The 26,018-nt window shown below is 37.3% G+C and carries 26 protein-coding genes; 19 read left to right on the plus strand and 7 right to left on the minus strand.

Annotated elements, in window-relative coordinates; all coding sequences use genetic code 11:
- The first annotated feature begins 134 nt into the window (after positions 1-134).
- A complete protein-coding gene (gene megL / locus AC4G3K_RS14885) occupies positions 135-1,313 on the plus strand; it encodes a methionine gamma-lyase (protein ID WP_491077810.1) in 1,179 nt (392 codons plus the stop codon).
- Positions 1,314-1,335: 22 nt separating this feature from the next.
- Here the strand turns inward: megL and AC4G3K_RS14890 are convergent, their stop codons facing one another.
- The gene (locus AC4G3K_RS14890; RefSeq protein WP_491133799.1) at positions 1,336-2,469 is read right to left on the minus strand and encodes an amidohydrolase; all 1,134 of its coding nucleotides are present in this window, start codon (positions 2,467-2,469) and stop codon (positions 1,336-1,338) included.
- 176 nt (positions 2,470-2,645) lie between these two features.
- Between AC4G3K_RS14890 and AC4G3K_RS14895 the strand changes: the two genes are divergently transcribed.
- The 4 genes from AC4G3K_RS14895 to AC4G3K_RS14910 all read left to right on the plus strand — a co-directional run bounded on the left by AC4G3K_RS14895 (position 2,646) and on the right by AC4G3K_RS14910 (position 4,290).
- Positions 2,646-3,218 (plus strand): beta-class carbonic anhydrase, encoded by a 573-nt coding sequence (locus AC4G3K_RS14895; RefSeq protein ID WP_491077812.1) that lies wholly within the window; start codon positions 2,646-2,648, stop codon positions 3,216-3,218.
- 141 nt (positions 3,219-3,359) lie between these two features.
- Positions 3,360-3,581, plus strand: a complete 222-nt coding sequence (locus AC4G3K_RS14900; protein WP_491077813.1) for a hypothetical protein — start codon at positions 3,360-3,362, stop codon at positions 3,579-3,581.
- A 2-nt stretch (positions 3,582-3,583) separates the two neighbouring features.
- Positions 3,584-3,814, plus strand: coding sequence for a hypothetical protein (locus AC4G3K_RS14905; RefSeq protein ID WP_491077814.1), 231 nt, complete (start codon positions 3,584-3,586; stop codon positions 3,812-3,814).
- A gap of 275 nt (positions 3,815-4,089) precedes the next feature.
- Complete coding sequence (locus tag AC4G3K_RS14910; RefSeq protein WP_050614125.1) at positions 4,090-4,290, plus strand: cold-shock protein; 201 nt, start codon at positions 4,090-4,092, stop codon at positions 4,288-4,290.
- A gap of 327 nt (positions 4,291-4,617) precedes the next feature.
- On the opposite strand, the gene AC4G3K_RS14915 is transcribed toward AC4G3K_RS14910, so the two are convergent.
- A complete protein-coding gene (locus tag AC4G3K_RS14915) occupies positions 4,618-4,836 on the minus strand; it encodes a YczO family protein (RefSeq protein WP_491077815.1) in 219 nt (72 codons plus the stop codon).
- Positions 4,837-4,896: 60 nt separating this feature from the next.
- Complete coding sequence (gene menC / locus AC4G3K_RS14920) at positions 4,897-6,021, minus strand: o-succinylbenzoate synthase (protein ID WP_491133800.1); 1,125 nt, start codon at positions 6,019-6,021, stop codon at positions 4,897-4,899.
- 151 nt (positions 6,022-6,172) lie between these two features.
- On the opposite strand from menC, the gene AC4G3K_RS14925 reads away from it, so the two are divergent.
- The 4 genes from AC4G3K_RS14925 to pflA all read left to right on the plus strand — a co-directional run bounded on the left by AC4G3K_RS14925 (position 6,173) and on the right by pflA (position 11,504).
- Complete coding sequence (locus AC4G3K_RS14925; RefSeq protein ID WP_491133801.1) at positions 6,173-7,813, plus strand: M20/M25/M40 family metallo-hydrolase; 1,641 nt, start codon at positions 6,173-6,175, stop codon at positions 7,811-7,813.
- Between the two features lie 89 nt (positions 7,814-7,902).
- Positions 7,903-8,061, plus strand: coding sequence for a hypothetical protein (locus AC4G3K_RS14930; protein ID WP_491133802.1), 159 nt, complete (start codon positions 7,903-7,905; stop codon positions 8,059-8,061).
- Between the two features lie 327 nt (positions 8,062-8,388).
- Positions 8,389-10,647, plus strand: coding sequence for a formate C-acetyltransferase (pflB, locus tag AC4G3K_RS14935; RefSeq protein ID WP_491077819.1), 2,259 nt, complete (start codon positions 8,389-8,391; stop codon positions 10,645-10,647).
- A gap of 101 nt (positions 10,648-10,748) precedes the next feature.
- Positions 10,749-11,504: a pyruvate formate-lyase-activating protein gene (gene pflA, locus AC4G3K_RS14940; RefSeq protein ID WP_491133803.1), complete on the plus strand. Its 756-nt coding sequence runs from the start codon at positions 10,749-10,751 to the stop codon at positions 11,502-11,504.
- A 504-nt stretch (positions 11,505-12,008) separates the two neighbouring features.
- Here pflA and AC4G3K_RS14945 read toward each other — a convergent pair.
- Positions 12,009-12,467 carry a C40 family peptidase gene (locus AC4G3K_RS14945; RefSeq protein ID WP_491077821.1) on the minus strand — a complete coding sequence of 153 codons (459 nt, stop codon included), beginning with the start codon at positions 12,465-12,467 and terminating at the stop codon, positions 12,009-12,011.
- Between the two features lie 431 nt (positions 12,468-12,898).
- On the opposite strand from AC4G3K_RS14945, the gene motA reads away from it, so the two are divergent.
- The 3 genes from motA (at position 12,899) to AC4G3K_RS14960 (ending at position 15,256) form a co-directional block, all read left to right on the plus strand.
- Positions 12,899-13,714 (plus strand): flagellar motor stator protein MotA, encoded by an 816-nt coding sequence (motA, locus tag AC4G3K_RS14950; RefSeq protein ID WP_491133804.1) that lies wholly within the window; start codon positions 12,899-12,901, stop codon positions 13,712-13,714.
- A complete protein-coding gene (gene motB / locus AC4G3K_RS14955) occupies positions 13,683-14,450 on the plus strand; it encodes a flagellar motor protein MotB (RefSeq protein WP_491133805.1) in 768 nt (255 codons plus the stop codon). The genes motA and motB overlap by 32 nt, the downstream gene beginning before the upstream one ends.
- A gap of 287 nt (positions 14,451-14,737) precedes the next feature.
- A complete protein-coding gene (locus AC4G3K_RS14960) occupies positions 14,738-15,256 on the plus strand; it encodes a type 1 glutamine amidotransferase domain-containing protein (RefSeq protein ID WP_491133806.1) in 519 nt (172 codons plus the stop codon).
- A 46-nt stretch (positions 15,257-15,302) separates the two neighbouring features.
- On the opposite strand, the gene AC4G3K_RS14965 is transcribed toward AC4G3K_RS14960, so the two are convergent.
- A complete protein-coding gene (locus tag AC4G3K_RS14965) occupies positions 15,303-15,527 on the minus strand; it encodes a DUF1128 domain-containing protein (RefSeq protein WP_491077825.1) in 225 nt (74 codons plus the stop codon).
- 359 nt (positions 15,528-15,886) lie between these two features.
- Here AC4G3K_RS14965 and AC4G3K_RS14970 point away from each other — a divergent pair, with 359 nt between their 5' ends.
- Together AC4G3K_RS14970 and AC4G3K_RS14975 are read left to right on the plus strand one after the other, a co-directional pair.
- Positions 15,887-16,282, plus strand: a complete 396-nt coding sequence (locus AC4G3K_RS14970) for a YtxH domain-containing protein (protein ID WP_491077826.1) — start codon at positions 15,887-15,889, stop codon at positions 16,280-16,282.
- A gap of 31 nt (positions 16,283-16,313) precedes the next feature.
- Positions 16,314-17,147 (plus strand): YihY/virulence factor BrkB family protein, encoded by an 834-nt coding sequence (locus tag AC4G3K_RS14975; RefSeq protein WP_491133807.1) that lies wholly within the window; start codon positions 16,314-16,316, stop codon positions 17,145-17,147.
- A 353-nt stretch (positions 17,148-17,500) separates the two neighbouring features.
- On the opposite strand, the gene AC4G3K_RS14980 is transcribed toward AC4G3K_RS14975, so the two are convergent.
- Complete coding sequence (locus tag AC4G3K_RS14980; protein ID WP_491133808.1) at positions 17,501-19,435, minus strand: heavy metal translocating P-type ATPase; 1,935 nt, start codon at positions 19,433-19,435, stop codon at positions 17,501-17,503.
- A 313-nt stretch (positions 19,436-19,748) separates the two neighbouring features.
- Positions 19,749-20,927, minus strand: coding sequence for an MFS transporter (locus tag AC4G3K_RS14985; RefSeq protein WP_491133809.1), 1,179 nt, complete (start codon positions 20,925-20,927; stop codon positions 19,749-19,751).
- A gap of 135 nt (positions 20,928-21,062) precedes the next feature.
- On the opposite strand from AC4G3K_RS14985, the gene cax reads away from it, so the two are divergent.
- The 5 genes from cax (at position 21,063) to AC4G3K_RS15010 (ending at position 25,994) form a co-directional block, all read left to right on the plus strand.
- A complete protein-coding gene (gene cax / locus AC4G3K_RS14990; protein WP_491133810.1) occupies positions 21,063-22,127 on the plus strand; it encodes a calcium/proton exchanger in 1,065 nt (354 codons plus the stop codon).
- A 576-nt stretch (positions 22,128-22,703) separates the two neighbouring features.
- Positions 22,704-23,489 carry a YfkD family protein gene (locus tag AC4G3K_RS14995; protein ID WP_491077970.1) on the plus strand — a complete coding sequence of 262 codons (786 nt, stop codon included), beginning with the start codon at positions 22,704-22,706 and terminating at the stop codon, positions 23,487-23,489.
- Between the two features lie 141 nt (positions 23,490-23,630).
- Positions 23,631-23,834 (plus strand): SE1561 family protein, encoded by a 204-nt coding sequence (locus tag AC4G3K_RS15000; RefSeq protein ID WP_491077831.1) that lies wholly within the window; start codon positions 23,631-23,633, stop codon positions 23,832-23,834.
- Between the two features lie 185 nt (positions 23,835-24,019).
- A complete protein-coding gene (gene pdaA, locus AC4G3K_RS15005) occupies positions 24,020-24,820 on the plus strand; it encodes a delta-lactam-biosynthetic de-N-acetylase (RefSeq protein WP_491133885.1) in 801 nt (266 codons plus the stop codon).
- Positions 24,821-25,193: 373 nt separating this feature from the next.
- The gene (locus tag AC4G3K_RS15010; protein ID WP_491133811.1) at positions 25,194-25,994 is read left to right on the plus strand and encodes a hypothetical protein; all 801 of its coding nucleotides are present in this window, start codon (positions 25,194-25,196) and stop codon (positions 25,992-25,994) included.
- Positions 25,995-26,018 lie beyond the last annotated feature (24 nt).

The following is a 26,018-nucleotide window of genomic DNA, read 5'->3' on the forward strand; positions in this document are numbered from 1 at the left end:
CTTTATTCTGACAGGTGATCAAGCGGAAAGTAGAAACATTTGATTTCAGAAAAGTTGGTTTACAATTTTTGGTTATATGCCATATGATAGAGAAGGGAGATTGATTGAATTTTTAACATTTAGGGGGAAGCATGATGAAAAAAAAATATACGCATATTGAAACGGCGGCTATTCATGCCGGATATGATTCAAACGAACATCTGGGAAGCTTATCTATGCCGATCTACCAAACTTCCACCTTTACTTTTGAATCTGCTGAACAGGGGGAACAGCGATTTGCGGGTACAGATAATGGATTTATCTATTCGAGATTAGGCAATCCAACCGTACGTTCTTTAGAAGAAAAGATTGCTGTAATGGAAGGAGCGGAAGAAGGGATTGCATTTGGTTCGGGTATGGCTGCTGTATCAGCTGTTCTAATGGAAATGACAAAAGCAAATGACCATATTCTCTGCTCACTTGGTATATATGGTGGCACTTTTGATTTATTAGTAATGATGAAAGAAAAATATAATATTGGGTATGATTTTAGCCCAATGGAAACAGAAGAACAGATACAGGATTGCATTAAGCCCGAGACAGCTTGCATATTTGTTGAAACACCGATTAATCCAACTATGAGAGTCATTGATTTGGAAATGGTGGCAAGGGTGGCTAAAAGAAATGGCATCCCAGTCATTGTAGATAATACATTTCCATCTCCATACTTACAACAGCCTCTACAGTTGGGTTGCGACGTTGTTGTCCACAGTGCAACAAAGTATATTTGCGGTCATGGGGATGTAGTGGCAGGCTTAGCTGCTGGGTCTCATGAATTTATCTCACGAGTAAGAAAAACAATTTTAAAGGATGTCGGTGGAATTATGGCTCCTTTTGACGCCTGGCTGTTGCTAAGGGGAATTAAGACCTTGCCAATACGCATGGACCGCCATAGCGAAAATGCTCAAAAATTATATGAAAAACTAAAAGAACATCCGAAAGTCGAGCGTATTTATTTTCCTGGAGATCAGCAAAATGTGGGATATGAGGCAGCTATGAAACAAATGCGTCAGCCGGGAGGGATCATTGCATTCGAAATAAAAGGCAGTAAAGAGGATGCTCAAGCCTTCCTTAACCGGATGAAACTTATTAAAATTGCAGTCAGCTTGGGGGATGTCGAAACATTGATTTGTCACCCAGCTTCCATGACACATGCCATTATTCCAAGGTCAGAACGATTGGAAATGGGTTTAACAGACCAGTTGCTGCGTGTATCTGTAGGATTAGAAAACTGGCAAGACCTATGGGAGGATATAGAACAAGCGCTGGAATAGGATATAACGAAAGGCTGAATCTTTATGAGTGAGATTCAGCCTTTAACGTGTGGAGGATTGCTCTTGTCAGTATTTCAACCCCGTGCATCAAACAGGAACGATTAAATGTCATGTTTGGATGATGGAGTCCGGGAGTTAAATCAGCACCCAGCGCCAGCATCGTCGCCTTTATGGATGGCCGAAGTTTCGTATAAAAGTGAAAATCGTCACTTCCGGGTGTAACGACCATTGGACTTAATCCCTCGCGTCCTAATGTATCTAATATAGCCTTTTCCATAAAATGAGTTGCTTGGTCGGAGATGATGGATGCCGGTGTATCCGGATGGTGTTCAAGCTGAATTCGGATCTTGAATATAGATTCTAAATGGGCGAATGATTGTTGTATTTTTTCCTTAATGATGCGTAAATCATCATATGACTGAGCTCTGGCATCAATTCCAAATAAAGCAGTACCTGGTATGATATTTAAATTTTCATTGCCCGTTTCAAATCGGGTGATTTTAATGGTGTGAGGTTTCATCGGTGACAGTTTAATTTGTTGAAGCAACTGGTGCATCATGACCATGACCTCTATAGAACTTGTCCCTAAATGCGGGCGTGCTCCGTGTGCATCTTCTCCGATTATTTTTCCTGATACATGATAGGTTGCTCCGTGATTAATAGCAGGTGCTGCCAGCCCAAGAGGCAATTCCTCTATTGGCCTAAGATGCAGGCCGTATAAATAATCAACATCATCCACAATTCCGAGGTTCGTAACTGCCTTGGCACCTTCACCTGTTTCCTCAGCTGGCTGAAAGATAAAACGGACAGTTCCTTTTTCAATGGCAGACAACTCATTGAGCATCAAAGCTACACCCAATACAATCGACATGTGCGCATCATGTCCGCATGAATGATTAGCTTTATAAGTTCCGTCGCATTCTTGCCAAAGTGCATCCATATCAGCGCGAACACCAATAACTGGCTTTCCATAACCAATTTCAGCAACTAAACCTGGAAAGGAGTCGAACGGTTTGCATATAATCCCTTCTTCGCTCAATCGTTGTACTATAAAGGCTGAAGTCTCATGCTCTTTCCAGCTTATTTCAGGATTTGTGTGCAAATATTTAAAAATAGAAAGTACATAAGGCTCGAGTAGACTTAATTTTGTTTTCACCGTAAATGGATCCTTTCATTTAGTCTTTACAGAAGTACCGTTTAGCCCCTTCCTTATTATGATAGTGTACGCATCTAATCGATTAAAGTTTCCCTCACATAAAATTGTATATTATTTCAACTATTATAAACACTTATGTACAATGAATGTAAGGTTATATGAAGGGGGAGAGAGAAATGAATACTTTAGATGAAATTCTTGCTTATAATGAGGGATTTGTAAAAAATAAAGAATATTTACCATATCAAACTACAAAATTCCCGGATAAAAAGATCGTTATTGTAAGCTGTATGGATACCAGATTGGTTGAACTGTTGCCAAAGGCAATGAACATAGCCAATGGGGACGTTAAGATCATAAAAACGGCTGGGGCAATCGTAAATCATCCATTCGGCGGAGTAATGCGTTCAATCCTTGTGGCAATTCATGCCCTGGGAGCGCAAGAGGTATTTATCGTTGGTCATGAGGATTGCGGTATGGCTGCGATGGATCCCGATCAATTAATTGGACAAATGGTTGAAAATGGAGTTCCAGCAGACACCTTTTCTACTCTGGAACACGTAGGAATTAATGTGAAGCAGTGGGTAAAAGGCTTTTCGAATGTCAATGAATCGGTAACGGAAAGTGTCAATTTGGTTAAGAATCATCCTTTAATGCCGAATCATATACCGGTAACGGGAATGGTTATTCATCCATCGACTGGGAAATTGTCTGTGGTTGTCAATGGGTATGTAGATTCAGAGGAATAAAACTTTATACTAAATTGTTGAATGGCGTGTGAATGAAGAGCACGTCATTTTTTTATTGGGAAAGAGGATTTTGCGCTCCAATTAACGAACTGGTTTATTATACTATGCAATATTTATACAGATGTGAACTGGAGGTATACAATGAAAAAGTGGATATATATAGTAGGATTAAGCCTACTTATACTGTACATCGGAGGATGCACGAATGGTGAATTAAAAGAACCGCCTTCTATCATTATCAAAATTAATGGAGAAGAACTCGAATCAGCAAAAGGAGGGTATGAATGGAGCGTGGAAAAATGGTTTACTACAGAGACCGCTAATGTAGATGCACTGACACCTAATCAATTGCTGAAGAATTAAAATTGAGAGCAGGCAAAGTTAATAAAGATTCTGTTGCAGCCATTTCTTTCAATGATGGATCTAAGCCTGAATTGCAGGTGTTTTTATGGAATGAAAAAAAGGTGGTAAAAGAGTTGCCGATATCCGGTCAAGAAATAACCCTGCCTTCAGAAACAGGGAGGCAAGTCATTGAAGTGAGGGGTAAATGGTCAAATGGGGAGGCTTCTTATACATTTGCTGTCGAAGTTATTTAGACGGCTCTTTTTGAGTTTGCAAATAATAATATATGTTTTATAGGTACAATGTGAACAGACTAGGATCATCTAGCAAAGAAATATCAGGAAAAGTGTCGGTAAAATTAACTTGATCATTCTTAATATTTGATATTTTTTAAATAGCATGTTATTCTTAAGAAGAATTATTTTTGTTCGGTTTCAGATTGAGAATAAATTTTGTTTTTCGTCTAAGGTATTTGAGCAAGAGTAGTAATAAATTGTGTGGGTATGATTCACACTAGGAGGCAACAATTATGGAACAAGGTAAAGTGAAATGGTTTAATGCAGATAAAGGTTTTGGATTCATCGAACGTGAAGGCGGAGAAGACGTATTCGTACATTTCTCAGCAATCCAAAGCGAAGGTTTCAAATCTTTAGACGAAGGTCAAAGCGTAACGTTTGAAGTAGAACAAGGACAACGTGGCCCACAAGCTACAAATGTTCAAAAAGCTTAATTAATTCATTCAAAAGACTCTATTTGAGTCTTTTTTTTGTTTAAATAGTCTTCCTGTAATAAAAAATTCTATAAAATTAATGAGTAGAGTAGAGTGTAGACAAAAGGAATTCAGAATAGCTCTGTATGGGCCATATACTGAATTCCTTCTTTATTTTTTTCGCTTTCTCACATGGGATAGACCTATCCCCTACTATTATTTAGTCGTTTTTGGACTTTCCAAAGTCCAAATGGTCAACTTCATCAAGTTCATAGCAACGAAAGTAAACATCGCCTGCATGGGCCATTTTTTAAATTACCTTACAGCTGAACCACGCATTCCGTACTCTTACTGTTTTTCAGGTTCATATTTCTTTTCACTCGAGGAGGTGCTTTTCGTAGCTGTTTTGTCTTTTTCTTCAAGAACTTCTTCACGTAAATCCTCAATAGGAATTGTATCTACATGTTGTTCGTCTTCAAATTTATCGAGCATATGCTCTTTGTCTGTCATAGAATTCTCAGGATTGTCCATTTTTTTGTTTGATAAGGGCTGCTTTTCCTTTGTCATAAATATCCCCTCCAATTGTTTGTTTTCTATTTTTATACCCATATAGAAAATGAATACACATTATTTGGAAGTGAATATTTCTTTATGTGTAGAGTAGTAGGCTAACCAAGTTCGGTCAACTTCGAATCCTAATCCTGCTTGTTCGGGTACTTGGATAATCCCGTTTTGGACAATAACTTCAGGATACGTGATATCCTGTTTCCAATAATTACTCGAACTTGAGATGTCACCGGGCAGGTTAACTTGTGGCATGGAAGCGAGCGCAATGGTGTGTGCACGACTTATTCCTGATTCAAGCATACCGCCGCACCAAATGGAGATATTTTCAGCTTCACAAAGATGAAGGATTTTAACAGCCTCTGTGAATCCCCCAACCCGTCCTATTTTTACATTAATGATTTTACAGCTGCCTAAAGCGATTGCTTGTTTAGCATTGTCGAATGATTGTATACTTTCATCCAGACAAATCGGTGTTGAGATTTCCTTTTGAAGAATACTGTGTTCATAGATGTCGTCAAAACGAAGTGGTTGTTCAATCATCATTAGTTCATATTCATCCAGCGCTTTTAATCGTTCAATATCAGCTAAACTATAGGCAGAGTTGGCATCTGCCATAATCGGTAAGTAAGGATATCTTTTACGGACCGTATGAATAAGAGAGATGTCCCGGCCCGGTTTAATTTTTAATTTGATTCTTTTATATCCCTGCTCAAGGCTTTGATCAATCAAGTGGAATAAATCTGTATCTCTGGACTGAAGTCCGATACTGATCCCCGTTTCAATCTCTGTTTTTGTACCGCCCAAAACTCTCGATAATGAAATATCATGTTTCTTTGCATATAAATCCCATACAGCTCCCTCCAAGGCTGACTTGGCCATGGGATTTTTACGAACAGGAGAAAAAAGCTGCTGAAGTTCATCTGGGTGATGGATTGGTTGTTGAAGTAGCTTGGGGATTAAAAAATCTTTCATCATATGCGCCGCTGTTTGGAGTGTTTCTTCTGTATACCATGGTTCCTGGAAAGCCACGCATTCCCCCCATCCTACAGTACCATCCTTATCTAACATTTCAATAATAATCATTTCTCGGTCTTTCACAGTACCAAAACTCGTCGTAAAAGGATTCTTCAATTCCATCGAAATATAATGGAGGGTTATCTTTTTAATTATGATGGGATTATTCATTTTTCAATCGCTCCTTTAATTGTAAGAATACCGTATCATATCTGTTTTCCTACATCAAAAAAAGGAACCCTGCAAACGAACATTTAACTGAATATTCCATATATTACTGATATAATTTTAGGAAGAGATAGAGAAAAATAGGGGTGGAGGCATGCGACACTGGAATTCTAAGGAAGGAATTTTGGAATTATTATACCGGGTTGTGAGGGTACCAAGTGTTACTGGTACAAGGGGTGAGTTGCGTATGGAGGATGAAATTGCTGCAATCCTGATGGAAATGCCTTATTTTCAAAAATACCCGGATCGAATATACAGAAAACAAATTCCAGGAGATATCTTAAATCGAAGAGCGATAGCTGGATTTTATAAAGGGAATAAAAAAAGCAAAAAAACCATTATTTTATTAAGCCATTATGATGTCGTGGGTGTTGAGGATTATGGTCGTCTTGCACCGCTGGCTTTCTCGCCATTGGAGTGTACCAGTGCTATGGCGGACGAAAAAATTCCTGATGATGCAGAGGAGGATTTGAAGTCGGGAGACTGGATATTTGGACGAGGGATTATGGATATGAAAGCAGGGTTGGCCATACAAATGGCATTATTTTCAGAAGTGGCTGAAAAGAGTGATTTGGAATATAATCTGTTATTTTTGGCTACTCCGGACGAAGAGAGATATTCAGCAGGTATGTTTGCCGGAGTGGAAATGGTTAAAGAAATCAGGGATCAATTCCAACTAGATTTGGAAGTGGTCATTTGTTCGGAGCCAAGTTTTGGGGCTTACCCAGGAGATCGTTCTAAATATTTCTATACGGGATCTGTAGGTAAGTTACTCCCGCTAATTTTTTGTGCAGGAACGGAAACCCATGTGGGCGAACCACTCGAAGGGATGAATGCAGCCTGGATGGCAGGTGTAATTGCGGACAAACTGGAGTTATCATTAGCTTTTCTAGAGTATGAACATGAGGAACGAAATCCTCTGCCCACTACATTAAAACTAATGGATTTAAAAGAAGGATATAATGTCCAGACACCAACAGCTGCATATGTACTTGCGAATATTCTTACGCTGAAGCAAAATCCTGAAGAGATCTTAAACAAGCTGAAAGCAATTGTAGAAGAAAGCAGTCAGTATATTTCGGAGAGACTTTCAACGATTTATGACTCACTTGGATATGACAAGAATAATTTAAGAAAGCCGATCATTAAGCCAAAAGTATATTCCTATCATGAATTATTTCAAAAAGGTCGCATAAAATATGGTGATGTGTTCGTTAAAGAAATAAAAGCAAAGATTGCTTTGCTTGAACAGGACTCAGGCATGAATATGGCTAAATTAACAGCAGAAATTGCGGACGTGGTGGCAGCCTTTTTTAAATCAGAGGCTCCTTTCTATATGATAATGCTTGCTCCGCCATATTATCCGCATGTTTATTTGGAGGAGGATGAGAGGGATCAAAAAGCAAAAGAAATAGTAGAAGACTGTGTTGTAATTGCTGAAAAGAAATTTAATGAGAAAATAACGATACTGTCTTATTTCCCTGGTCTTTCTGATGTAAGTTATTGTCGATTACGCGATCGTGATTTAGTTATGTCGGTGCTGGAAAATGAAATGCCGCTATATGGGAAAGGGTATAACCTTCCGCTTTCTGTTATTGGGGAGCTGGATATACCGGCCATAAATATAGGTCCATATGGAAAGGATGCACATAAGCGTACAGAAAGACTCCATATCCCATTTTCCACTGAAATTGTTCCGAAATTGCTTAAACACGCGGTTTATGGTTATCAATAATGGGTGTTATTTTTTATATTGCCTCAACTTACCTGCCATAATTCTCACCTTTCTGCAGAAAATGATGATAAGGGAAAGGAGGGTTAGTTATGGCTCGAGGCAAAGGTTTTAATCATAAACGTAAAGGCCACCCCGGAAATTTTCCGCATCATGCAGAAACGGGTGGAAATCAGGAACAGCATACAAACCATGAACAATATATTGTGACGAAGGAAGCCTTTAAAAACAGGGGAGATGTGCATAAATAACAAATTTGTTATATAATGGTACACAAGGCATCTGTATTAAAGAAACAGATGCCTTTTATAGTACAGATATGTGCGGATAGATGATTTTACTATAACAGATTTATAAGTTAACTCAAACTTATAAATTCATAATTGTTTGAAATTATATAACAAATGTTGATTTAACAACATTGATTCCGATTTCACTGGATTGTCATAATTTACATGTTCACTAATTCACATTCAAGGTGTATTATATAGCTATAGATAGCTGTTATATTTATTCGGAAAATTAACAACTAGTAATAAAAAGAAGATTCCTGAATGTAAAATTAGGAGGTAAACAAAATGGCAATGGTTATGGATAAAGTAACTAATAAAGATGCATGGAGAGGCTTTGCTGGCGGCGATTGGCAGAAAGAAGTTAACACACGTGACTTCATTATGAAAAACATCACTCCATATACAGGAAACGATGAATTCTTAGAAGGCGCAACTGAAGCAACAAAAGAATTATGGAAACAAGTAATGGAATTAGCTAAATTAGAGCGTGAAGCAGGCGGTGTCCTTGATCTAGATTCTAAAGTAGTATCTACTATTACATCGCACGGTCCTGGATATTTAAACAAAGAACTTGAAACAATTGTTGGTTTCCAAACAGATAAACCATTCAAACGTTCTCTTCAACCGTTCGGTGGTATCCGTATGGCGGTAGCTGCAGCAGAATCTTATGGATTTACAGTAGATGAAGAAGTACAAAAAATCTTCACTGATTATCGTAAAACACACAACCAAGGTGTATTCGATGTTTATACTGATGAAATGAAACTTGCTCGTAAAGCTGGTATCATCACTGGTCTTCCAGATGCATACGGACGCGGACGTATCATCGGTGACTACCGTCGTGTAGCATTATACGGTGTAGACTTCTTAATCGCTGAACGTAAGAAAGATCTGAAAAACTACGGTTTAAGAACAATGTCAGAAGAAGTTATTCGTCAACGTGAAGAATTAAGTGAACAAATTCGCGCGTTAGGTGAATTAAAACAATTGGCAGAAATTTATGGATACGATATCTCTAAACCAGCTACAAATGCAAAAGAAGCAGTACAATGGCTGTACTTCGGTTATCTTGCTGCAATTAAGGAACAAAATGGTGCGGCAATGTCTCTTGGACGTACTTCTTCCTTCCTTGATATTTATATTGAACGTGACCTTCGCGAAGGCACATTAACAGAACAAGAAGCACAAGAGATTGTTGACCACTTTGTCATGAAGCTCCGTCTTGTAAAATTCGCTCGTACACCTGATTACAACCAATTGTTCAGTGGAGATCCTACTTGGGTAACAGAATCAATCGGTGGTATGGCATTAGACGGAAGAACACTTGTAACGAAAAACTCTTTCCGTTTCTTGCACACATTAGCAAACCTTGGTCCAGCTCCAGAGCCAAACTTGACTGTGTTGTGGTCTACGAAGTTACCTGAAGGATTCAAGCGCTTCTGTGCGAAAATGTCTATCCAAACAAGTGCGATTCAGTACGAAAACGATGATATCATGATCAGAGAATACGGCGATGATTACGGAATTGCTTGCTGTGTATCCGCTATGCGTATTGGTAAACAAATGCAATTCTTCGGAGCTCGTGCAAACCTTGCGAAAGCATTGCTATATGCAATCAACGGCGGTGTGGATGAAAAACTTAAAATTCAAGTCGGCCCGAACTTCAAACGAATTACTTCTGAAGTGTTAGATTTTGATGAAGTTATGGCTAACTTCGATAGTACGATGGAATGGCTTGCAGAGCTTTACATCAATACATTGAATGTAATCCACTACATGCATGATAAATACAGCTATGAGCGTATTGAAATGGCGTTGCATGATGTTGAAATCCTTCGTACAATGGCAGCTGGAATTGCTGGATTGTCTGTAGTAGCTGACGCATTAAGCGCAATTAAATATGCACAAGTTAAACCAATTCGTGATGAAAATGGAGTAGCAGTTGATTTTGAAATCATTGGCGACTTCCCTAAATACGGAAACAATGATGATCGTGTTGACAGCTTGGCAGTGGAACTTGTTAGAAACTTTATGACAAAATTGAAAAAGCATAAAACATACCGCAGCTCTGTGCACACACAATCCATTCTTACAATTACTTCTAACGTAGTATATGGTAAGAAAACTGGTAACACTCCAGATGGACGTCGCGCTGGCGAACCATTCGCACCAGGTGCGAACCCAATGCACGGACGTGATACAAAAGGTGCTTTAGCTTCTCTATCTTCTGTATCTAAGCTTCCGTACGATTGCTCTTTAGATGGTATTTCTAACACATTCTCCATGGTTCCAAAAGCACTTGGACGTGAAGAAGAACAACGTGAAGCGAATCTTGCTGCAATCCTGGATGGTTATGCTTCCAAAGAAGGTCACCACTTGAATATCAACGTATTCAACCGTGACACATTGCTAGCTGCTATGGAACATCCAGAAGAGTATCCACAATTAACAATCCGTGTATCTGGATACGCTGTAAACTTCATTAAGTTGACTCGTGAGCAACAAATTGATGTTATTAACCGTACGTTCCACGAAACTATGTAATATAAATTATGCACGTTACTAGGAGGTCTCCCTGTATTATCAGGGAGACTAACTTTTAACTGTCAGATGGATATTTTCATCAAAAGAAAGGATGGGTTCTCATGACAACATACGGGAACATTCATTCCGTTGAAACAATGGGTACAGTAGATGGCCCAGGGATCCGTTACATTATTTTTACCCAAGGCTGCTTATTGCGCTGCCAATATTGTCATAATGCCGACACTTGGGAAATTGGCACAGGCAAGCAAATGAGTCCTGAAGAAATTGTTGCAGATATAGAATTATATAAACCATTCATGGATGCATCAGGCGGAGGAGTTACTGTCAGTGGCGGTGAACCGCTTCTGCAAATTCCGTTCATAATAGAACTATTTAAATTATGTAAAGAAAAAGGAATCCATACAACCATTGATTCATCAGCAGGTTGTTTTTCCAAATCACCCGATTTCTTGCAGCAATTTGACGAACTACTTGAATATACAGATTTAATCCTATTGGATATTAAACATATAGACAGCAAACGTCATATCAAGCTCACGGGTAAACCAAATGAACACATCCTGGAATGTGCCCGTTACCTTTCTGACAAGGGCCAACCGGTTTGGATCAGACATGTATTAGTTCCAACTGTTAATGATCAAGACGAATATCTGGAAAGAATGGGACAATTCTTAGGTACACTGAATAATATTGAAAAGGTAGAAATCTTGCCATATCATCAACTGGGTGTTTATAAATGGGAAACGCTGGGCTATAAATATCCACTGGCCGGAATCCAATCTCCTAGTGATGAAAGTGTAGAACATGCCTATAAAATGTTAACCAAGTATATGAAAAACGTAAAAGCAGTCTAACCGGCTTGCAACGCAGGTTGGGAAAAACAGTCTTTCGAGTCACTATCCAACCTGTCCACTATTACGAATCGTTTTCGAATTTGAATAGCAGGAAACTTCATTTTGAGGTTTCCTGCTATTTTTTTGTTTTAAATGGAAATAAGCATGGAAGGTAATTAGAGAACTGGAGATACTAAAAGCGAATACAAATCTATAATGAGAGCGATAGAAATCGAATACTGGCTGCGGTGAATCTGTTGGAGTATTTCTACAAAGGTGGATTCTAATTAAACTTAAGGTAAAAGTATGTATAAACAAACAGAGACCATGCTATACGTTTCAACGAGATTAAATTAATGCGGACGGTTCAAGTTTGCCTTATTAGGGCTATTACTAGAAAGTGAGATTCGGGTTTTATGATTAATTCTAAATGTATATATAATAAAAGGTTTTCAATTATTACAGATGGGTATAAAAAAATAAGCAAAATAAAAAGGCGAAACATGTCCGCCTGGAAAATTGAATTTATAACCTCTTAGCTCCTACATAGCGTTTCTTCCAATAGGATGAGCTTAGTGAGTCAGTTTTTACACCTTTAGACACTGAGTGAATAACTTTGTTGCTTCCAATATAGATTGCGACATGGGAGACTCCTTTTCCGGAAGTGTTAAAGAACACTAAATCTCCTTTTTTAAGCTTAGATTTTGCAATCTTTTTTCCTTGTTTATACATACTCGTTGATGTCCTTGGAAGATTCTTTCCTGCTCCTTTTTTGAAGGAGTAACCAACAAAACCAGAGCAATCAAAACCCTTAGGTGTCGTTCCGCCGTATCGATAAGGCGTTCCAATATATTTTTTTCCAGTGGATATGACTTTATTGATGTTATTATTCGACATAGCAGCTGAGGCTTCAGATTCAAATGGTCCAAAAGACACAAGTGTGGACGACAGAAAAATAGCTAGAGCAATAATAATTTTTTTCATATTGACCCCCAAAATGTTTTTTTAGCAGCATTATGATATCCTACCGCCTTTTCTCTACTTTCTTACTATAACTAAAATACTAGTTTCTATGGTTACAGCATTATTGAGTTTAATTTACATTAATATTACAAAAACATGTTACCTTCGACATATTTGTTAAAAACCACCAAAATATTTACGTAAGGGCCTGTAACAGAGTTGCCAAACTGAACATAATAGCTAACAGATAAGTGTTAGCTTCAATTAATCTGTCCAGCTATTTATTTGTCTTTAATCTATTAGAAAAAGTGATGATTTTTCATCACTTTTTTTGTGTCTTTATACCTAATTGTCGATAAACTTGAGCTTTATACAATTAATTTATGTAAAGGAATTCTCTTAAATGTCGATACTAGAAGAGATAAAAGAATAGTAGAAAACGGGTGAATTATATGGATAAATCTTCGATCATAGGGATTATTTTGGCTTTCATTTCAGTTGGTGTTGGAATGGTTCTTAAAGGTGTTGATATAGCAGTTCTCATTAATCCGGCTGCCATATTAATTATTTTTTTAGGAACAGCTGCAGCCATTGCAGTTGCTTTTCCGGTTGATGAATTGATTAAGATTCCGAAACTGCTTTCCATTATTTTTACGGAAAAAGTAATGATTTCACAGGAAGAATTAATTCATACATTTTCTGAATGGGCTCAAACAGCACGTAAAGAGGGATTGCTGGCGTTAGAAAAAATTTCGGAATCTGTAGAAAACCCCTTTTTGAGGAATGGTTTAAATTTGGCAGTAGAAGGACAAAGTGCTGATTATATCAGGGACATTCTTTCAGAAGAAATTGATGCTATGCAAGATAGGCATGCAGTTGGGGTTCAGATTTTTACACAAGCTGGTACCTATGCCCCGACTCTCGGAGTTTTAGGAGCGGTAGTAGGGTTGATTGCCGCCTTGGGCAATATGAGCGATACAGAGGTGCTGGGACATGCTATAAGTGCTGCATTTGTTGCTACATTAATGGGAATTTTTACGGGATATTTGTTGTGGCACCCGTTTGCGAATAAATTAAAGAGAAAATCCACTCAGGAAGTACGGATTAAAGAAATGATGGTAGAAGGCATACTATCTATCCTGGAAGGTGAAGCACCAAGGACAATAGAGCAAAAACTATCTTCTTATTTGCCTGCTGCGGAAAGAAAGAAATGGTTGGAAGGTGAGATGAGGAACAATGTCCAAGCGAAAAAAGAAATCTCGGCATGAAGAGCATATGTCCGAAGCATGGTTGCTCCCATACAGTGATTTATTGACGTTATTATTGGCGTTATTTATTGTCCTATTTGCTACAAGCTCTGTAGATGCACAGAAATTTTCGGAAATATCTAAAGCTTTTAATGAAGCATTGGATGGAGGAACGGGTGTTTTTGAAAATCCCAGTCCATTGCCTGAGGGGATAATGACAGAGACAGATCCCGAAAAGTTTGATGGTAAATCAGAGGAGGGGAAAGAGTCACCTGGCCCTGAAATGGAAGAACTTAAGGAAGTTCAGGCGAAGTTGGATGCTTATATTAAAGATAGCGATTTAAAGAAAAACTTAAAAACCTCTTTGACAGAAGAAGGACTGTTATTAACTATTAGTGATAATGTTTTATTTGACTCAGGAATAGCGTTGGTCAGGGAGAAGGACGAAACAATAGCTAAGGAAATATCAGACCTGTTAGTGATGGAACCGCCGAGGAATATTATCATTAGTGGACATACGGATAATGTACCGATCAGTAATGCTGACTTTGAATCGAACTGGGAATTAAGCGTTATGAGGGCTGTCAATTTTATGAAGCTTCTGCAAGATAATAAAAGGTTAAGTCCAGAATGGTTTAGTGCAAAAGGATTTGGAGAATTTAAGCCGGTATATTCCAATGATACTGATAGTGGGAGAGAGAAAAATAGACGTGTGGAAATCCTCATCATGCCCCGTAAAACCTTAATTGGTAACTAACTTATCATGGTTTTGAAATCATTAAGAATAAGTTATTTATCGTTTTTGTAATCGAAGAGCAAATTGTTTTGATAGAATGTAGCATTCATCTACTCAGAAACTGACTGACTTTTTGGGGTGAAGTTTCTCTAAGGAAGCTTACAGTAACAAGGAATGACCTGATGAACCAGTGTGAATATATTTCACGCTGGTTTTTATTTGATATGGTGAACAGCTAATGTTTATAAAAATCCTGCCGGGGAAGAAGAAATAGGTATGTACTATCTTTTATAAAGGAGATTGATTAGATGAGTAAAAAAATCGCATGTGTTATAACAGATATGTTTGAAGATGTAGAATATACAGATCCTGCCAAGTCTTATAAGGAGGCAGGTCATGAAGTGGTAACAATCGGCATTGAAAAGGGACAAACAGTTGAAGGAAAGCAAGGAAAAGAAAAAGTGGAAATCCAAAAAGGAATTGATGAGGTAACGGCTGAAGAGTTTGATGCTTTATTCATTCCCGGTGGATTCTCACCTGACATTTTAAGAGCTGATGATCGTTTTGTTGCATTTACGAAAGCTTTCATGGATGCAAAGAAACCGGTATTTGCGATATGCCATGGCCCGCAATTATTAATTACCGCAAAGACGCTTGAGGGAAGAGATGTAGCGGGATACAAATCGATTAAGGTCGATATTGAAAATGCCGGTGCCACTTATCATGATGAAGAGGTATTTGTATGTGGAGAGCAATTAGTTACAAGCAGACAACCAGATGATATTCCCGCATTTAACAGAGAATCATTGGCTTTACTATCTAAATAAAAAATAACTCCTCTGCTAGGATAGCAGAGGAGTTATTTTACTTTAGTTATTTTCTTAGATTTCCGATTTCTTCTACAATTGCTTGCATTTCACTGGGACTGAAGCGATCCTTGGACATGACCATTTCATATATTTCTAATAAATCCTCATAAGTACTCTCATTAAAGCTGTCTGGTCGCATGGCGGAACTATTGATCATTTGTAATTTTTCTTGGATGCCCGTAATCATCAAGTTGATATTCTCAGTGGATTTAATTGATAAATCTGCCACTTCATTCATCCCTTCTTCACTTATATTAGCAATATCATTCCATGTAATTCGTTATCTGTCAAATTCAAGTTTAAAATTCTGTGCCTGTTTATTTTGTTTTCGCTGTTACTGACTATTAAAACTAAGTACAACGACCCCAAAGAAAATCATTAATCGATTGTGAAAATACAGTTAAATCCCTTAAAACTCTATAAAAAAATATCAAATGAATTATTTTATTAATAATATTATAAGAATACTTCTGCCTCGAGTAATAATAATAATAATAATAATCTAGTGACATTTATGTTTAGAAATCCGTCATTATAGGTAAATCTATGAATATAAGATAAGTAAGTAATATTAATTCTGGAGGGATAATGATGAATAGAAGCAATCAAAAGGGAAGTAAACTGTGGATGGCAATTTTAGGTGGAGCAGCGGCAGGTTTTGCGATTAGTTTATTAGATAAGAATACTCGCAATACCGTGATCACAGGCGGTCAAAATATGCTGACCAATCTTAAATCGGTAGCGAAAGATCCTAATTCAGTTGTGGAAAATGTGAAAGATATTTCTGGTAAAATTCGTACAAACATCGATCAAATTGGTCAAGACGTTCAATTTATCTCTGAAAAAGTAGATGAAATGAAAGAAATGCCTCCGCAAGTAGCAGGGGTTATTAAAGAAACAAAAGAAGTTCTAGTGGACAAAAAATCTTCTGACAAGTCTAATAGCACTTCATCTGATGGCTTAAGTACCACTTCTACTAAGTAAGGTGAATCAGTTGAATAGAGGTGGCTCCAGGATGAATGATGCAAAACAGCATGTAAATAAATCTATGATTAAACATTTAGTTGAAAAAATTAAAGATGATGAAGTAACAGGACTAGCGGCACAGTTAGCCTATTACTTCTTACTATCCATTTTTCCGCTGTTGATATTTGTTATCACTTTGTTGCCTTTCTTACCGGTTAATCAAGCAGATATAATGGACATCTTGCATACGTATGCACCGGCAGAATCGGCAAAGCTATTAGAAGCAAGTTTAAAAGAAATCATGAGTAACCAGAATGGCGGCTTATTATCCTTCGGGATCCTGGCAACGATTTGGTCTGCATCCAATGGGACAAACGCCATAATGCGTGCACTCAACCATGCATATGATATTGAGGAAACCAGATCATTTATTAAAGTAAGAGGATTAGCTCTGATTTTAACCATTGGATTAATCTTGGTAGTAGTGGTGTCTTTACTATTGCCGGTGTTTGGAAAATACATTCTCAATATTGTATTTGATTTCCTTGGTTTTGAACCATCCTTTGTTTATGATTTGTTACGCTGGGGGATATCCATTGCTGTAATTACCTTTGTATTTTTAATCATATATTGGGTTGGGCCTAATCTAAAGATGAAATTCATGAACGCTTTGCCTGGAGCAATTTTTGCAAGTGTTGGATGGGCTGGATCATCCTTGGCATTTTCATTTTACGTAAGTAGATTTGCGAACTATTCATCTACATACGGCAGTCTTGGAGGATTAATCGTATTAATGCTTTGGTTTTATTTAACCGGACTTGTGATTATTATCGGAGGAGAAGTAAATGCGGTATGGTCCAAGAACAGGGTGACTAAAGTATAGATGAATGGCAATTGTTTACTAAATGAATAGTCAGCATATTGTGGAGGACAGATGTATTGCTTTTAGAAGTGTACGTTGATTAAAAAATGAGACCGTCCGATGAGTTATTTAGGTGCTTATCGTACAGTCTCTTTTTTGATGGCACTTTTAGGGGAATTGTCCTGTATATCATTGTCTGGGTAGCGAGGGATCGGTTCCAGTAAGTTTCTGGGCTGATTAAATTGGCATTTATGTTATTGTATCGAAATGTATAGTTTTCTTAAGAATAGTGATATGAAGATACAAAAAAGTGGAGAAAACAAAACGGTTTTTCTCCACCCATGGTTGATTTGGGATTAAATAGACTATCCAGCTTATTTAGATTTTAGCAAACGGAGGCTGTTTAGTATGACAAGAATAGTACTACCTTCATGGCCGATTACGCCAAAGGGGAGGTCTAGTACCTGGAAAAAGTTTGATGCCACTAAAACCATAATGACTAAAATAGAAAAAATTACATTCTGGCGGATGATCTGATTCATACGTTTGGATAATTGGATGGCCTCAGCTATTTTTGGTAAATCATTTTTCATCAGGACAATATCCGCTGTATCAAGAGCCACATCAGAGCCTTCACCCATGGCAATTCCGACAGAAGCAGTTGCTAAAGCCGGTGCATCATTAATACCATCTCCTACCATAGCCACAGTTGTATATTTTTCCCTTAGCTTTTTAACCTCTTCTACCTTACGTTCAGGCAAACAACCAGCCACAAACCCTGATAATTGGCTTTCTTTGGCGATGACTTGAGCTGTGTGCTCGTTATCTCCAGTCAGCATACAAGTGTATACATCTAATTCTTTTAAAGTATGGAGTGCTTCTGCAGTCTCTTTACGGATGACATCTTTTAAAGCGATAATTCCAGCTATACCCTTCTCATCTTCTACGTAGGATAATGTTTTCCCCTCAGACATTAATTCAATTGCAGCTCCATCTTCAAATGATAAAGCAGCTTCATGTCCAACAAAATCTTTCTTACCAATTTTCCAGTAGTGTCCGTTTACGTATCCTTGAACACCGTATCCGGATATCTCTTCTGAAACTATACGTGGCAATGTCTGTTGATATTGTTGTTCCACAAATTTAACAATGGATTGACCCAGAGGATGATTCGAATTTTGTTCAAGGGAAGCCACACTAAATAAAAATTCTTTTCGATCGATATCATCACGGATTAAAATATCCGTTACCACTGGTTTTCCTTGAGTAAGTGTCCCGGTTTTATCGAATGCGATGGCTTTAACATTACCTAAGGTTTCGAGATGGACACCGCCTTTGAATAAAATTCCGTTTTTAGCGCCATTCGAGATTGAAGATAAAGTCGCCGGCATGATGGAAGCGACCAGTGCACATGGTGAAGCTACAACTAATAACACCATTGCACGATAAAACGTTTCGGTCCAGGACCATCCCAACACAAAATGTGGGAGGAACATCATAATTCCTACAACGATAAGAACTACTTTTACATAGATATCCTCAAATTTTTCGATAAATAATTGAGAAGGAGATTTTTCACTTTGTGCATTTTGAACTAGTGTGATAATTTTTTGGAACAATGTTTCGCTGTTGGGCTTCGTAACTCGTACCTTTATAGTTCCATGTCCATTAACTGTTCCTGCAAAAACTTCATCTTGGACATTTTTACTGACTGGAATCGATTCTCCAGTAATGGCCGCTTCATCAACGGTGCTTTCGCCATATGAAATCTTCCCATCAGAGGGAATGCGTTCTCCAGGTTTGATAAGAATTAGATCTCCAACTTTCAAGGAAGATACGGGTACAATTTCTTCTGTATTATCCATAATCCTTAAAGCCTGTTCTGGCTGTAAATCCATTAATGAAGAAATTTCTTTATGGCTTTTATTCATCGTGTATGTTTCAAGTGCGCCACTCAATGAGAAAATAAAGATCAGGATTGCTCCTTCAGTCCAATATCCAATGATGGCTGAACCAATTGCAGCCATAATCATTAAAAGTTCCACATTTAGTTTTTTTTCTTCTATTGTTTGCGTGATTCCTTCTTTAGCTTTTGCATAACCGCCAATCACATAAGCCAGGATATAGATGAACGCAGATGCAGAAGCCGAATCCTTTGTAGACAATAACCATCCGTATAAAATCAGAATACCACTTAAACCGGCAGCTAAAAGCTCCCAATTGGATGTGAGTTTATCTCTTAGTTCTTTCCATTTATTGGATGGTTTAGGTGAATTTTTCGCGCTCATTTTATTCAGAGCCGTCTCCATGTCAATAACCTCCCGTAATTGAGAATAGATTTCATCTATTACCTATTTTCCATTTCTAATTGAGAATGATGTTCAAAGTCATTAAGCTTATAAAACAACTTTTGCTGCCACAAATACTGTGACAGCAATAATTTAACCACTTATTTATAATAATTATTATCTACGTATCATTATAACATGTATAGCCTAATATGTTAAGGGAATTGTTTTGGGAAAGTAGGAAACTTATATTATTGTCTATGAGGTTTTAAAAAAGGATATTTAGAGAGAGTATACGAAACAATTAAACATCTTGAATTAAAAAATCCTCTGCTTACACAGAGGATTGAATGTGGTTGGTATATGATTTTTGTTTAAACTGATTAAGAGAAATGAAAATCAGCAATAGAATGATACTGATGACCAGAAGGAAATTTCCGTTTGGCAAATATTGAATGGCCAAGCCGCCAAAAAACGGACCGGAAATGCTTCCTAGACTAAAAACAATACCACAAATAATATTACCGGCAGGAAGCAGTTGTTTAGGCAGTAAATCGGTCATATAACTGATTCCTAAAGAGAATGTTGAACCGACGAGCATCCCTGCAATAAAAAAGCATATAAATAATCCTGTAACAGTTTGTTCAATTAAGGCCGCTGTTAAGAAGATAGAAAATCCACCAAAAAGGACATATTGCAGGATACGTTTCCTTCCTAAAGAATCACTTAATATCCCTAAGGGAATTTGAGTAATAATACTACCAGCTGCAAAAGCAGGGAGAATGATGGAGACTTGTTGGACATCCATATTAAGCCGGAGTGCATAAATAGGAAAATTTCCGTTTAAAGATGCTTCCAAAAAGCCATATCCAAAAGGAGGTAAGAAGGCGACCCATGCATATTTGGCCACTTTTTTGAAGCGATATAAAGTACCGAAAACATTGGTTGTTTCCAAATCCTCATCCGGAAATTCATTTTTTAATAAGAAGACGGTTAACCAAGCAACTAAGCTGATGGCAGATGCAACTACAAAGGGCAATGTTCGATTGATTTCAATTAGATTGGTTAATAATGGGCCTGCAGCAAAACCGATCCCGAAGGATAATCCATAAATCGATATATTTCTGCCTCTACGGTTCATTGGAGTAAAAGCAGTGATCCATGTTTGGGTAGTGAAATGCAGCGTATGATCGCCAATCCCAATGATCATACGGAGGATAAACCAGAACCAAAAAGTATTAAGAATCGGAAATAATAAAAATGCAATAATGACAGACAGTCCGCCGAAAACAATCAGAGGTTTATACCCGAATTTTCGCAAAGGAATTTCCATAAAGGGTGAGATTAATAAAATTCCAAGATAAAGTCCAGTAGCATTTAATCCGTTTAGTCCGGAGCTGACGCCATCTTGTTCAAAAATGATGGCAATTAACGGTAATAGCATCCCCTGTGAGAAACCTGAAACGGCAACCAAAATAATAAGTGCGGAAAATCTGATTTTCTGATAGTTCATTTTTATCGCTCCTCTACCTATCTGAAGTCCATGTTAGAATTGTTTGTAAACTTTAGCAAGAGAAATTGAGAGGAGTAATTTAATATTTTTTTGGGAATTAAAGAGATATATTTAGTTTGGAAAGGAATTTGAGGGATGGGACAAAAAATATTTTTTGCTATGTTAATAATTGGGCTACCAGTTTCTGTTGCGGGTTCTATTTTACATTGGCCAAGCCTATTAATGTTTGCTGTGTATTGTCTAACGATTATTGCATTAGCAAGTTTTATGGGGAGAGCAACTGAAAGCTTAGCCATCATATCCGGACCGAGAATCGGCGGACTGTTAAATGCAACATTTGGTAATGCAGTTGAACTGATAATATCTATTTTTTCTTTGAAAGCGGGACTGGTTGGAATTGTATTGGCCTCTTTGACGGGGAGTGTCATAGGCAATTTATTATTAGTTGCCGGAGCTTCATTTTTCTTGGGCGGTATTAAGTATAAGCGGCAAAAATTTAATGTATTTGATGCCAGGCATAATGCAGGGCTTTTGACATTTGGTGTTTTGGTTGCTTTTATCATTCCTGAGGTATTTGCCGGGGAAATGGAAGCGAACAACCAAATGGTTATGAGTGCAGGTATTTCTATTATTTTGATTTGTTTATATCTGGCAGCTTTGTTCTTTAGACTGGTGACTCATCGAGGAGTTTATCAGCGTAAGGATGAATTGACTCATCTAGAAGAAGAAGTTGAAGAAGCAGAGTGGAGTAAAAAATGGGCGATTATGATTCTTGCCTTAGCAACTGTGGCAGTAGCTTATGTGTCAGAGAATTTGGTACATACATTTGAAGATGTAGGGGACCAGCTGGGATGGTCTGAACTGTTTATTGGGGTCATTATTGTGGCAATTGTTGGAAATGCAGCTGAGCATGCATCTGCTATAATTTTTGCTTATAAAAATAAAATGGATATTGCTGTTGAAATAGCCGTTGGTTCCACTTTGCAGGTGGCCATGTTTGTAGCACCTGCGTTAGTTCTGATCTCTTTATTATTTGAAACGCAAATGCCGCTCGTTTTTACAATGCCTGAACTGGTGGCCATGGTGCTATCTGTCTTTTTAATGATTGTCATTACAAACGATGGGGAAACAAACTGGTTTGAAGGCCTTACCTTAATTGCTGCGTATTTAATTATGGGAATCGGATTTTTCCTATTATGATAAAAACATATAAAAAGACTCTGATCTACTTTAGATTCAGAGTCTTTTTATGTTTTTATCATTTGATTCTTCATAAGTTTTGTCTAACTACATTCTAATCTTTCCAACGTTAAGTTTTCTTTTTAAAGGAGTCTTACCGTTTATAAAACAGTCATGTTAGTTAGCTTTATAAGTCACATCCTTATACAAAATTTTTTAATTTCGTGACGAAATCCACATTATGTTTTCTTGTGTGAGGATTGTTCGATAAGCATTCCTCCCCGTAGTTATTCCGGCTGTTGATTTCGCCTCCTTTACAATATGTTAATCTCATTATAGCAGCAGATATAAGAATTGTAAATATTCTGATTTTTACAAAAGTGTTACAAATACGCGTATTATAAGCAGGCATTAAATGTCTTTTACCCTGTTTTACAGCTTGTTTATGATGGTCTTACAGAACGGATAAAAGAATAATTGCATTCTGAATAGATTTTTTGCTAAAGAGGGAAAATAAATGCACAATCATTCTTTTTTGTATGTATGAAAGGAGCTTCAAGCATGAGAAAAAATGCTTTTATATTGATCGTAATCGCCATGCTTATCATCATTCCTGCTCAGCATAATTGGGCTGCCCCAAAGGATGGACCTGAACCTAAGGTGGAGGATGCCAAGTATAAAATTCCGGATTCCGTTTTATCGATTAATAAAGAAAATACGTATCCGAATCCCAGTCAGGACACGCCTATGCTGGAGCCAAGTGACTTATCCAAACAATTACTTGAATCCAGCAATGTGAAAATTGAAAATCCTGAACTGATTCACATGCTTAATGAAACCAATATTGGAAATAATCCTGTTGCTTTTTGGTATCGGGCTACCGTTTATTTAGGTAAATGGGCTTTAAATTATGAATCCATGGAAACCTCTCCAAATTGGGAGTACCAAAAAATTAATACAAATTTTTATGATAATCGCGGAGGGGATACGAATCACCAAATTCATTATGTACAAGAAGCACAAAAAGTTGTTCGAGGTGGATTGACAGCTAAAGTTCCATCCAGTGACGATATAAAAAAAATGATGCTAGCTAGAGCATCTGAAAAGTCGAAACTGCCACTTGCGTTTGAAACGGTTGTTGGTGGCGGAACAAAGAAAGATAGAGTATATAATATTCCCCCAATGAGACTTGGTTATCTTTATGGATATGCACCTGCCATTAATGAAAAAGGGAAAGTTACGTATGGTGAGGTCTATTTGCAGTTAAAAGGAAGCAAACGTGAAATTGCAGTAAGAAATGTGACCTCACAAGGGATAGGAGCCTGGATACCCATTCAGGATCATGTCTCTTATCAATTCAGAGCAGAAAACAGACCATACTAATTGCATAAATTTGAGATTTTGAACAGCTTCAGCCGGGAATGGTTGAAGCTTCTTTCTTTAGGGAAAAAGAGAAGTGACTAGTTGCGATTTGGATTACTATCGTTTAGGATAAGATTTATGCATGAAAGGAGCCGAATTAGTTTGACAACACCAATTTATAACAAAGATGAACAAGTAAAATACCTAAAAGACCGACTTGAGTTATTTATGGAGGTTTTAGACCGTATAGAGCCTGAAACAGCAGATATTGAAGATATTGACCGCCTAATTGAAATCGTGGATTCAATTGAGGAGAAATTTCAAAGCTTTCAAAATCGACCGGACACAGAACCCGATAAAGCATAAGTAAGTAGTATGAGGCAAATCCTAAAACCATTAGGATTTGCCTTTTTATTTAGGGGGAGGAGATTTCCTTAAAACTAAATAATAACCATACATTGACTAAAGCGACTGCATAAATTCCTTTACTATGATAAAAACTATCTCTATCAATAGTAAAAGCAGGAGGGAATACAGTGAAGAAATGGCTTATTACCGGATTATCTGCCATCATACTTTCGAGTACATTCTTTGGTGTCGCGGAGGCGATTTCAAATGTTCGGTATGATTGGGGATTTAATAAGGGGAAGAATGAACAACCTGCAGATGCGGGGCCAAAATATAATGCAGTTGTTGAAAAATATGGAGCGATCTATAAAGTAAACACAACAAAGAAAGAGATTTACTTAACGTTTGATAATGGATATGAAAATGGATACACGGAAAAGGTGCTGGATGTATTGAAAGAACATAAAGTACCGGCTACATTTTTTGTAACAGGGCATTATTTGAATACAGCTGAACCTCTTGTGAAAAGAATGGTGAAGGAAGGACATATAATCGGTAACCATTCCTGGGGTCATCCAGACTTTACACAGGTATCTGATGAGAAAATAGCAGAGGAATTGGATAAGGTTAAGAAGAAAACAGAGGAAATTACTGGGCAAAAAGAAATGGCCTATATAAGACCGCCTCGTGGAATCTTTAGTGAACGTACGCTCCAGACGGCTAATAACCTTGGGTATAAGCACATTTTATGGTCGGTTGCCTTCCTGGATTGGGATGTGAATCGTCAGCAGGGCTGGAAACACTCCTATGATCAGATTATGGCCCAAATTCATCCCGGAGCCATATTGCTTTTACATTCAGTCTCCAGGGATAATGCAGAAGCCCTGGGCCGTGTTATTACGGATTTGAAAAAGAGAGGATATACCTTTAAAAGCTTGGATGATATAAATTGTGTAAAGCCTGAGCAGATGCCACAAAAAAAGCAAACAGAGGTAAAGATTTGATTTATATTTCCTAACCAAAACCGCTTACGTTAGAGTGAGCGGTTTTTTTAGCGTATAGAGGACTATGGTGAGTTAGTGAAGAGAGGAAGTCAGCGAAAAAGAAGGAAAAGATGGATTAAATGTATATTCTAATTTCTTCAGAAAAAAAGATTATCTCTTTTAAATAATTTCCGAAAAAATAGTCCTTAAATTATCCAATTCATGTTAATAGAGGAATGTTTATTTTGAATTTTTTGATTTTTATCACAAAAAAAGTGATTAAGAGGAAAAAAATTTATATAATATTTTATAGGTCTATATACCTATAATTCCGGTATAAGATGGCTTGATTTTGAAATTTAAAGAATATAGAGGAAAAGGAGAGAAGATTCAGATGAAATGTCAACGTTGTGGTCACGAAAATGAAGGAGGGAGATTTTGTGAAGAATGTGGCAATCAGTTAGTTGAAACAGCTGAAAATAATAGTCAACAACCTTTATCCCAAGCGAATGCTGAAAGTAGTGAGAATTACCGGACAGAGGACTATTTAAAAAAGACAAAGGATCAATCTAAACAATATTTCACCTATTTTATGGATGTACTAAAAAAACCATATGCGAGCCTCCATGCTTCCATGGAAAATCAACATTTTACTTATGCAATCATCACGTTAATTTTATACTGCTTGTTCATGCCGCTAATGATTTACTTTGGAATAAAAGGAGTCATAAACAGCTTGAGTTTATTCAGTTTTTCAACAGCTTATAATATCACGCTACCGTTTATGGACGTCGTTATACAGCCATTTTTTTCTTTTGCAATCTTTATGGTATTAGTATCTGCTTTTACCTATATGTCTATCAAATTGGGAGGTGTGAATGTAACGTTTAAAGAAGTATTTTCTAGATTTGGATTATTGCTTATTCCTTTTGTTTTTATTCTCACTGTCGGACTTGTCTTGTCCATTCTAGAAGTAAGCCTATTTGTTTATTTCCTGGCAATTGGATTGATTGGATCTATATATATCGCGGTTCCTGTTCTAATTACTTTCTATAAAAAAAGTTCACCTGGTGAAGGTTTGGATGCCGTATATGGAACTTTGCTGACTTACATACTTACTTTTCTTGTCATATTGATTATGGGAGAAATGCTTTTTGATTCGCTAATAACCAATATTCAGTCATACATTGATTGATAGTAATCATAAGATATTTTGATT

This window comes from Bacillus sp. z26, from assembly GCF_058313635.1.

Excerpts from the sequence above, each read along its gene's own strand:
- megL (WP_491077810.1), top strand. The coding sequence starts at position 135 with ATGAAAAAAAAATATACGCATATTGAAACGGCGGCTATTCATGCCGGA.
- AC4G3K_RS14895 (WP_491077812.1), top strand. The coding sequence starts at position 2,646 with ATGAATACTTTAGATGAAATTCTTGCTTATAATGAGGGATTTGTAAAA.
- AC4G3K_RS14900 (WP_491077813.1), top strand. The coding sequence starts at position 3,360 with ATGAAAAAGTGGATATATATAGTAGGATTAAGCCTACTTATACTGTAC.
- AC4G3K_RS14910 (WP_050614125.1), top strand. The coding sequence starts at position 4,090 with ATGGAACAAGGTAAAGTGAAATGGTTTAATGCAGATAAAGGTTTTGGA.
- AC4G3K_RS14915 (WP_491077815.1), bottom strand. The coding sequence starts at position 4,836 with ATGACAAAGGAAAAGCAGCCCTTATCAAACAAAAAAATGGACAATCCT.
- menC (WP_491133800.1), bottom strand. The coding sequence starts at position 6,021 with ATGAATAATCCCATCATAATTAAAAAGATAACCCTCCATTATATTTCG.
- AC4G3K_RS14925 (WP_491133801.1), top strand. The coding sequence starts at position 6,173 with ATGCGACACTGGAATTCTAAGGAAGGAATTTTGGAATTATTATACCGG.
- AC4G3K_RS14930 (WP_491133802.1), top strand. The coding sequence starts at position 7,903 with ATGGCTCGAGGCAAAGGTTTTAATCATAAACGTAAAGGCCACCCCGGA.
- pflB (WP_491077819.1), top strand. The coding sequence starts at position 8,389 with ATGGCAATGGTTATGGATAAAGTAACTAATAAAGATGCATGGAGAGGC.
- pflA (WP_491133803.1), top strand. The coding sequence starts at position 10,749 with ATGACAACATACGGGAACATTCATTCCGTTGAAACAATGGGTACAGTA.
- AC4G3K_RS14945 (WP_491077821.1), bottom strand. The coding sequence starts at position 12,467 with ATGAAAAAAATTATTATTGCTCTAGCTATTTTTCTGTCGTCCACACTT.
- motA (WP_491133804.1), top strand. The coding sequence starts at position 12,899 with ATGGATAAATCTTCGATCATAGGGATTATTTTGGCTTTCATTTCAGTT.
- motB (WP_491133805.1), top strand. The coding sequence starts at position 13,683 with ATGTCCAAGCGAAAAAAGAAATCTCGGCATGAAGAGCATATGTCCGAA.
- AC4G3K_RS14960 (WP_491133806.1), top strand. The coding sequence starts at position 14,738 with ATGAGTAAAAAAATCGCATGTGTTATAACAGATATGTTTGAAGATGTA.
- AC4G3K_RS14970 (WP_491077826.1), top strand. The coding sequence starts at position 15,887 with ATGATGAATAGAAGCAATCAAAAGGGAAGTAAACTGTGGATGGCAATT.
- AC4G3K_RS14975 (WP_491133807.1), top strand. The coding sequence starts at position 16,314 with ATGAATGATGCAAAACAGCATGTAAATAAATCTATGATTAAACATTTA.
- AC4G3K_RS14980 (WP_491133808.1), bottom strand. The coding sequence starts at position 19,435 with ATGGAGACGGCTCTGAATAAAATGAGCGCGAAAAATTCACCTAAACCA.
- AC4G3K_RS14985 (WP_491133809.1), bottom strand. The coding sequence starts at position 20,927 with ATGAACTATCAGAAAATCAGATTTTCCGCACTTATTATTTTGGTTGCC.
- cax (WP_491133810.1), top strand. The coding sequence starts at position 21,063 with ATGGGACAAAAAATATTTTTTGCTATGTTAATAATTGGGCTACCAGTT.
- AC4G3K_RS14995 (WP_491077970.1), top strand. The coding sequence starts at position 22,704 with ATGCTTATCATCATTCCTGCTCAGCATAATTGGGCTGCCCCAAAGGAT.
- AC4G3K_RS15010 (WP_491133811.1), top strand. The coding sequence starts at position 25,194 with ATGAAATGTCAACGTTGTGGTCACGAAAATGAAGGAGGGAGATTTTGT.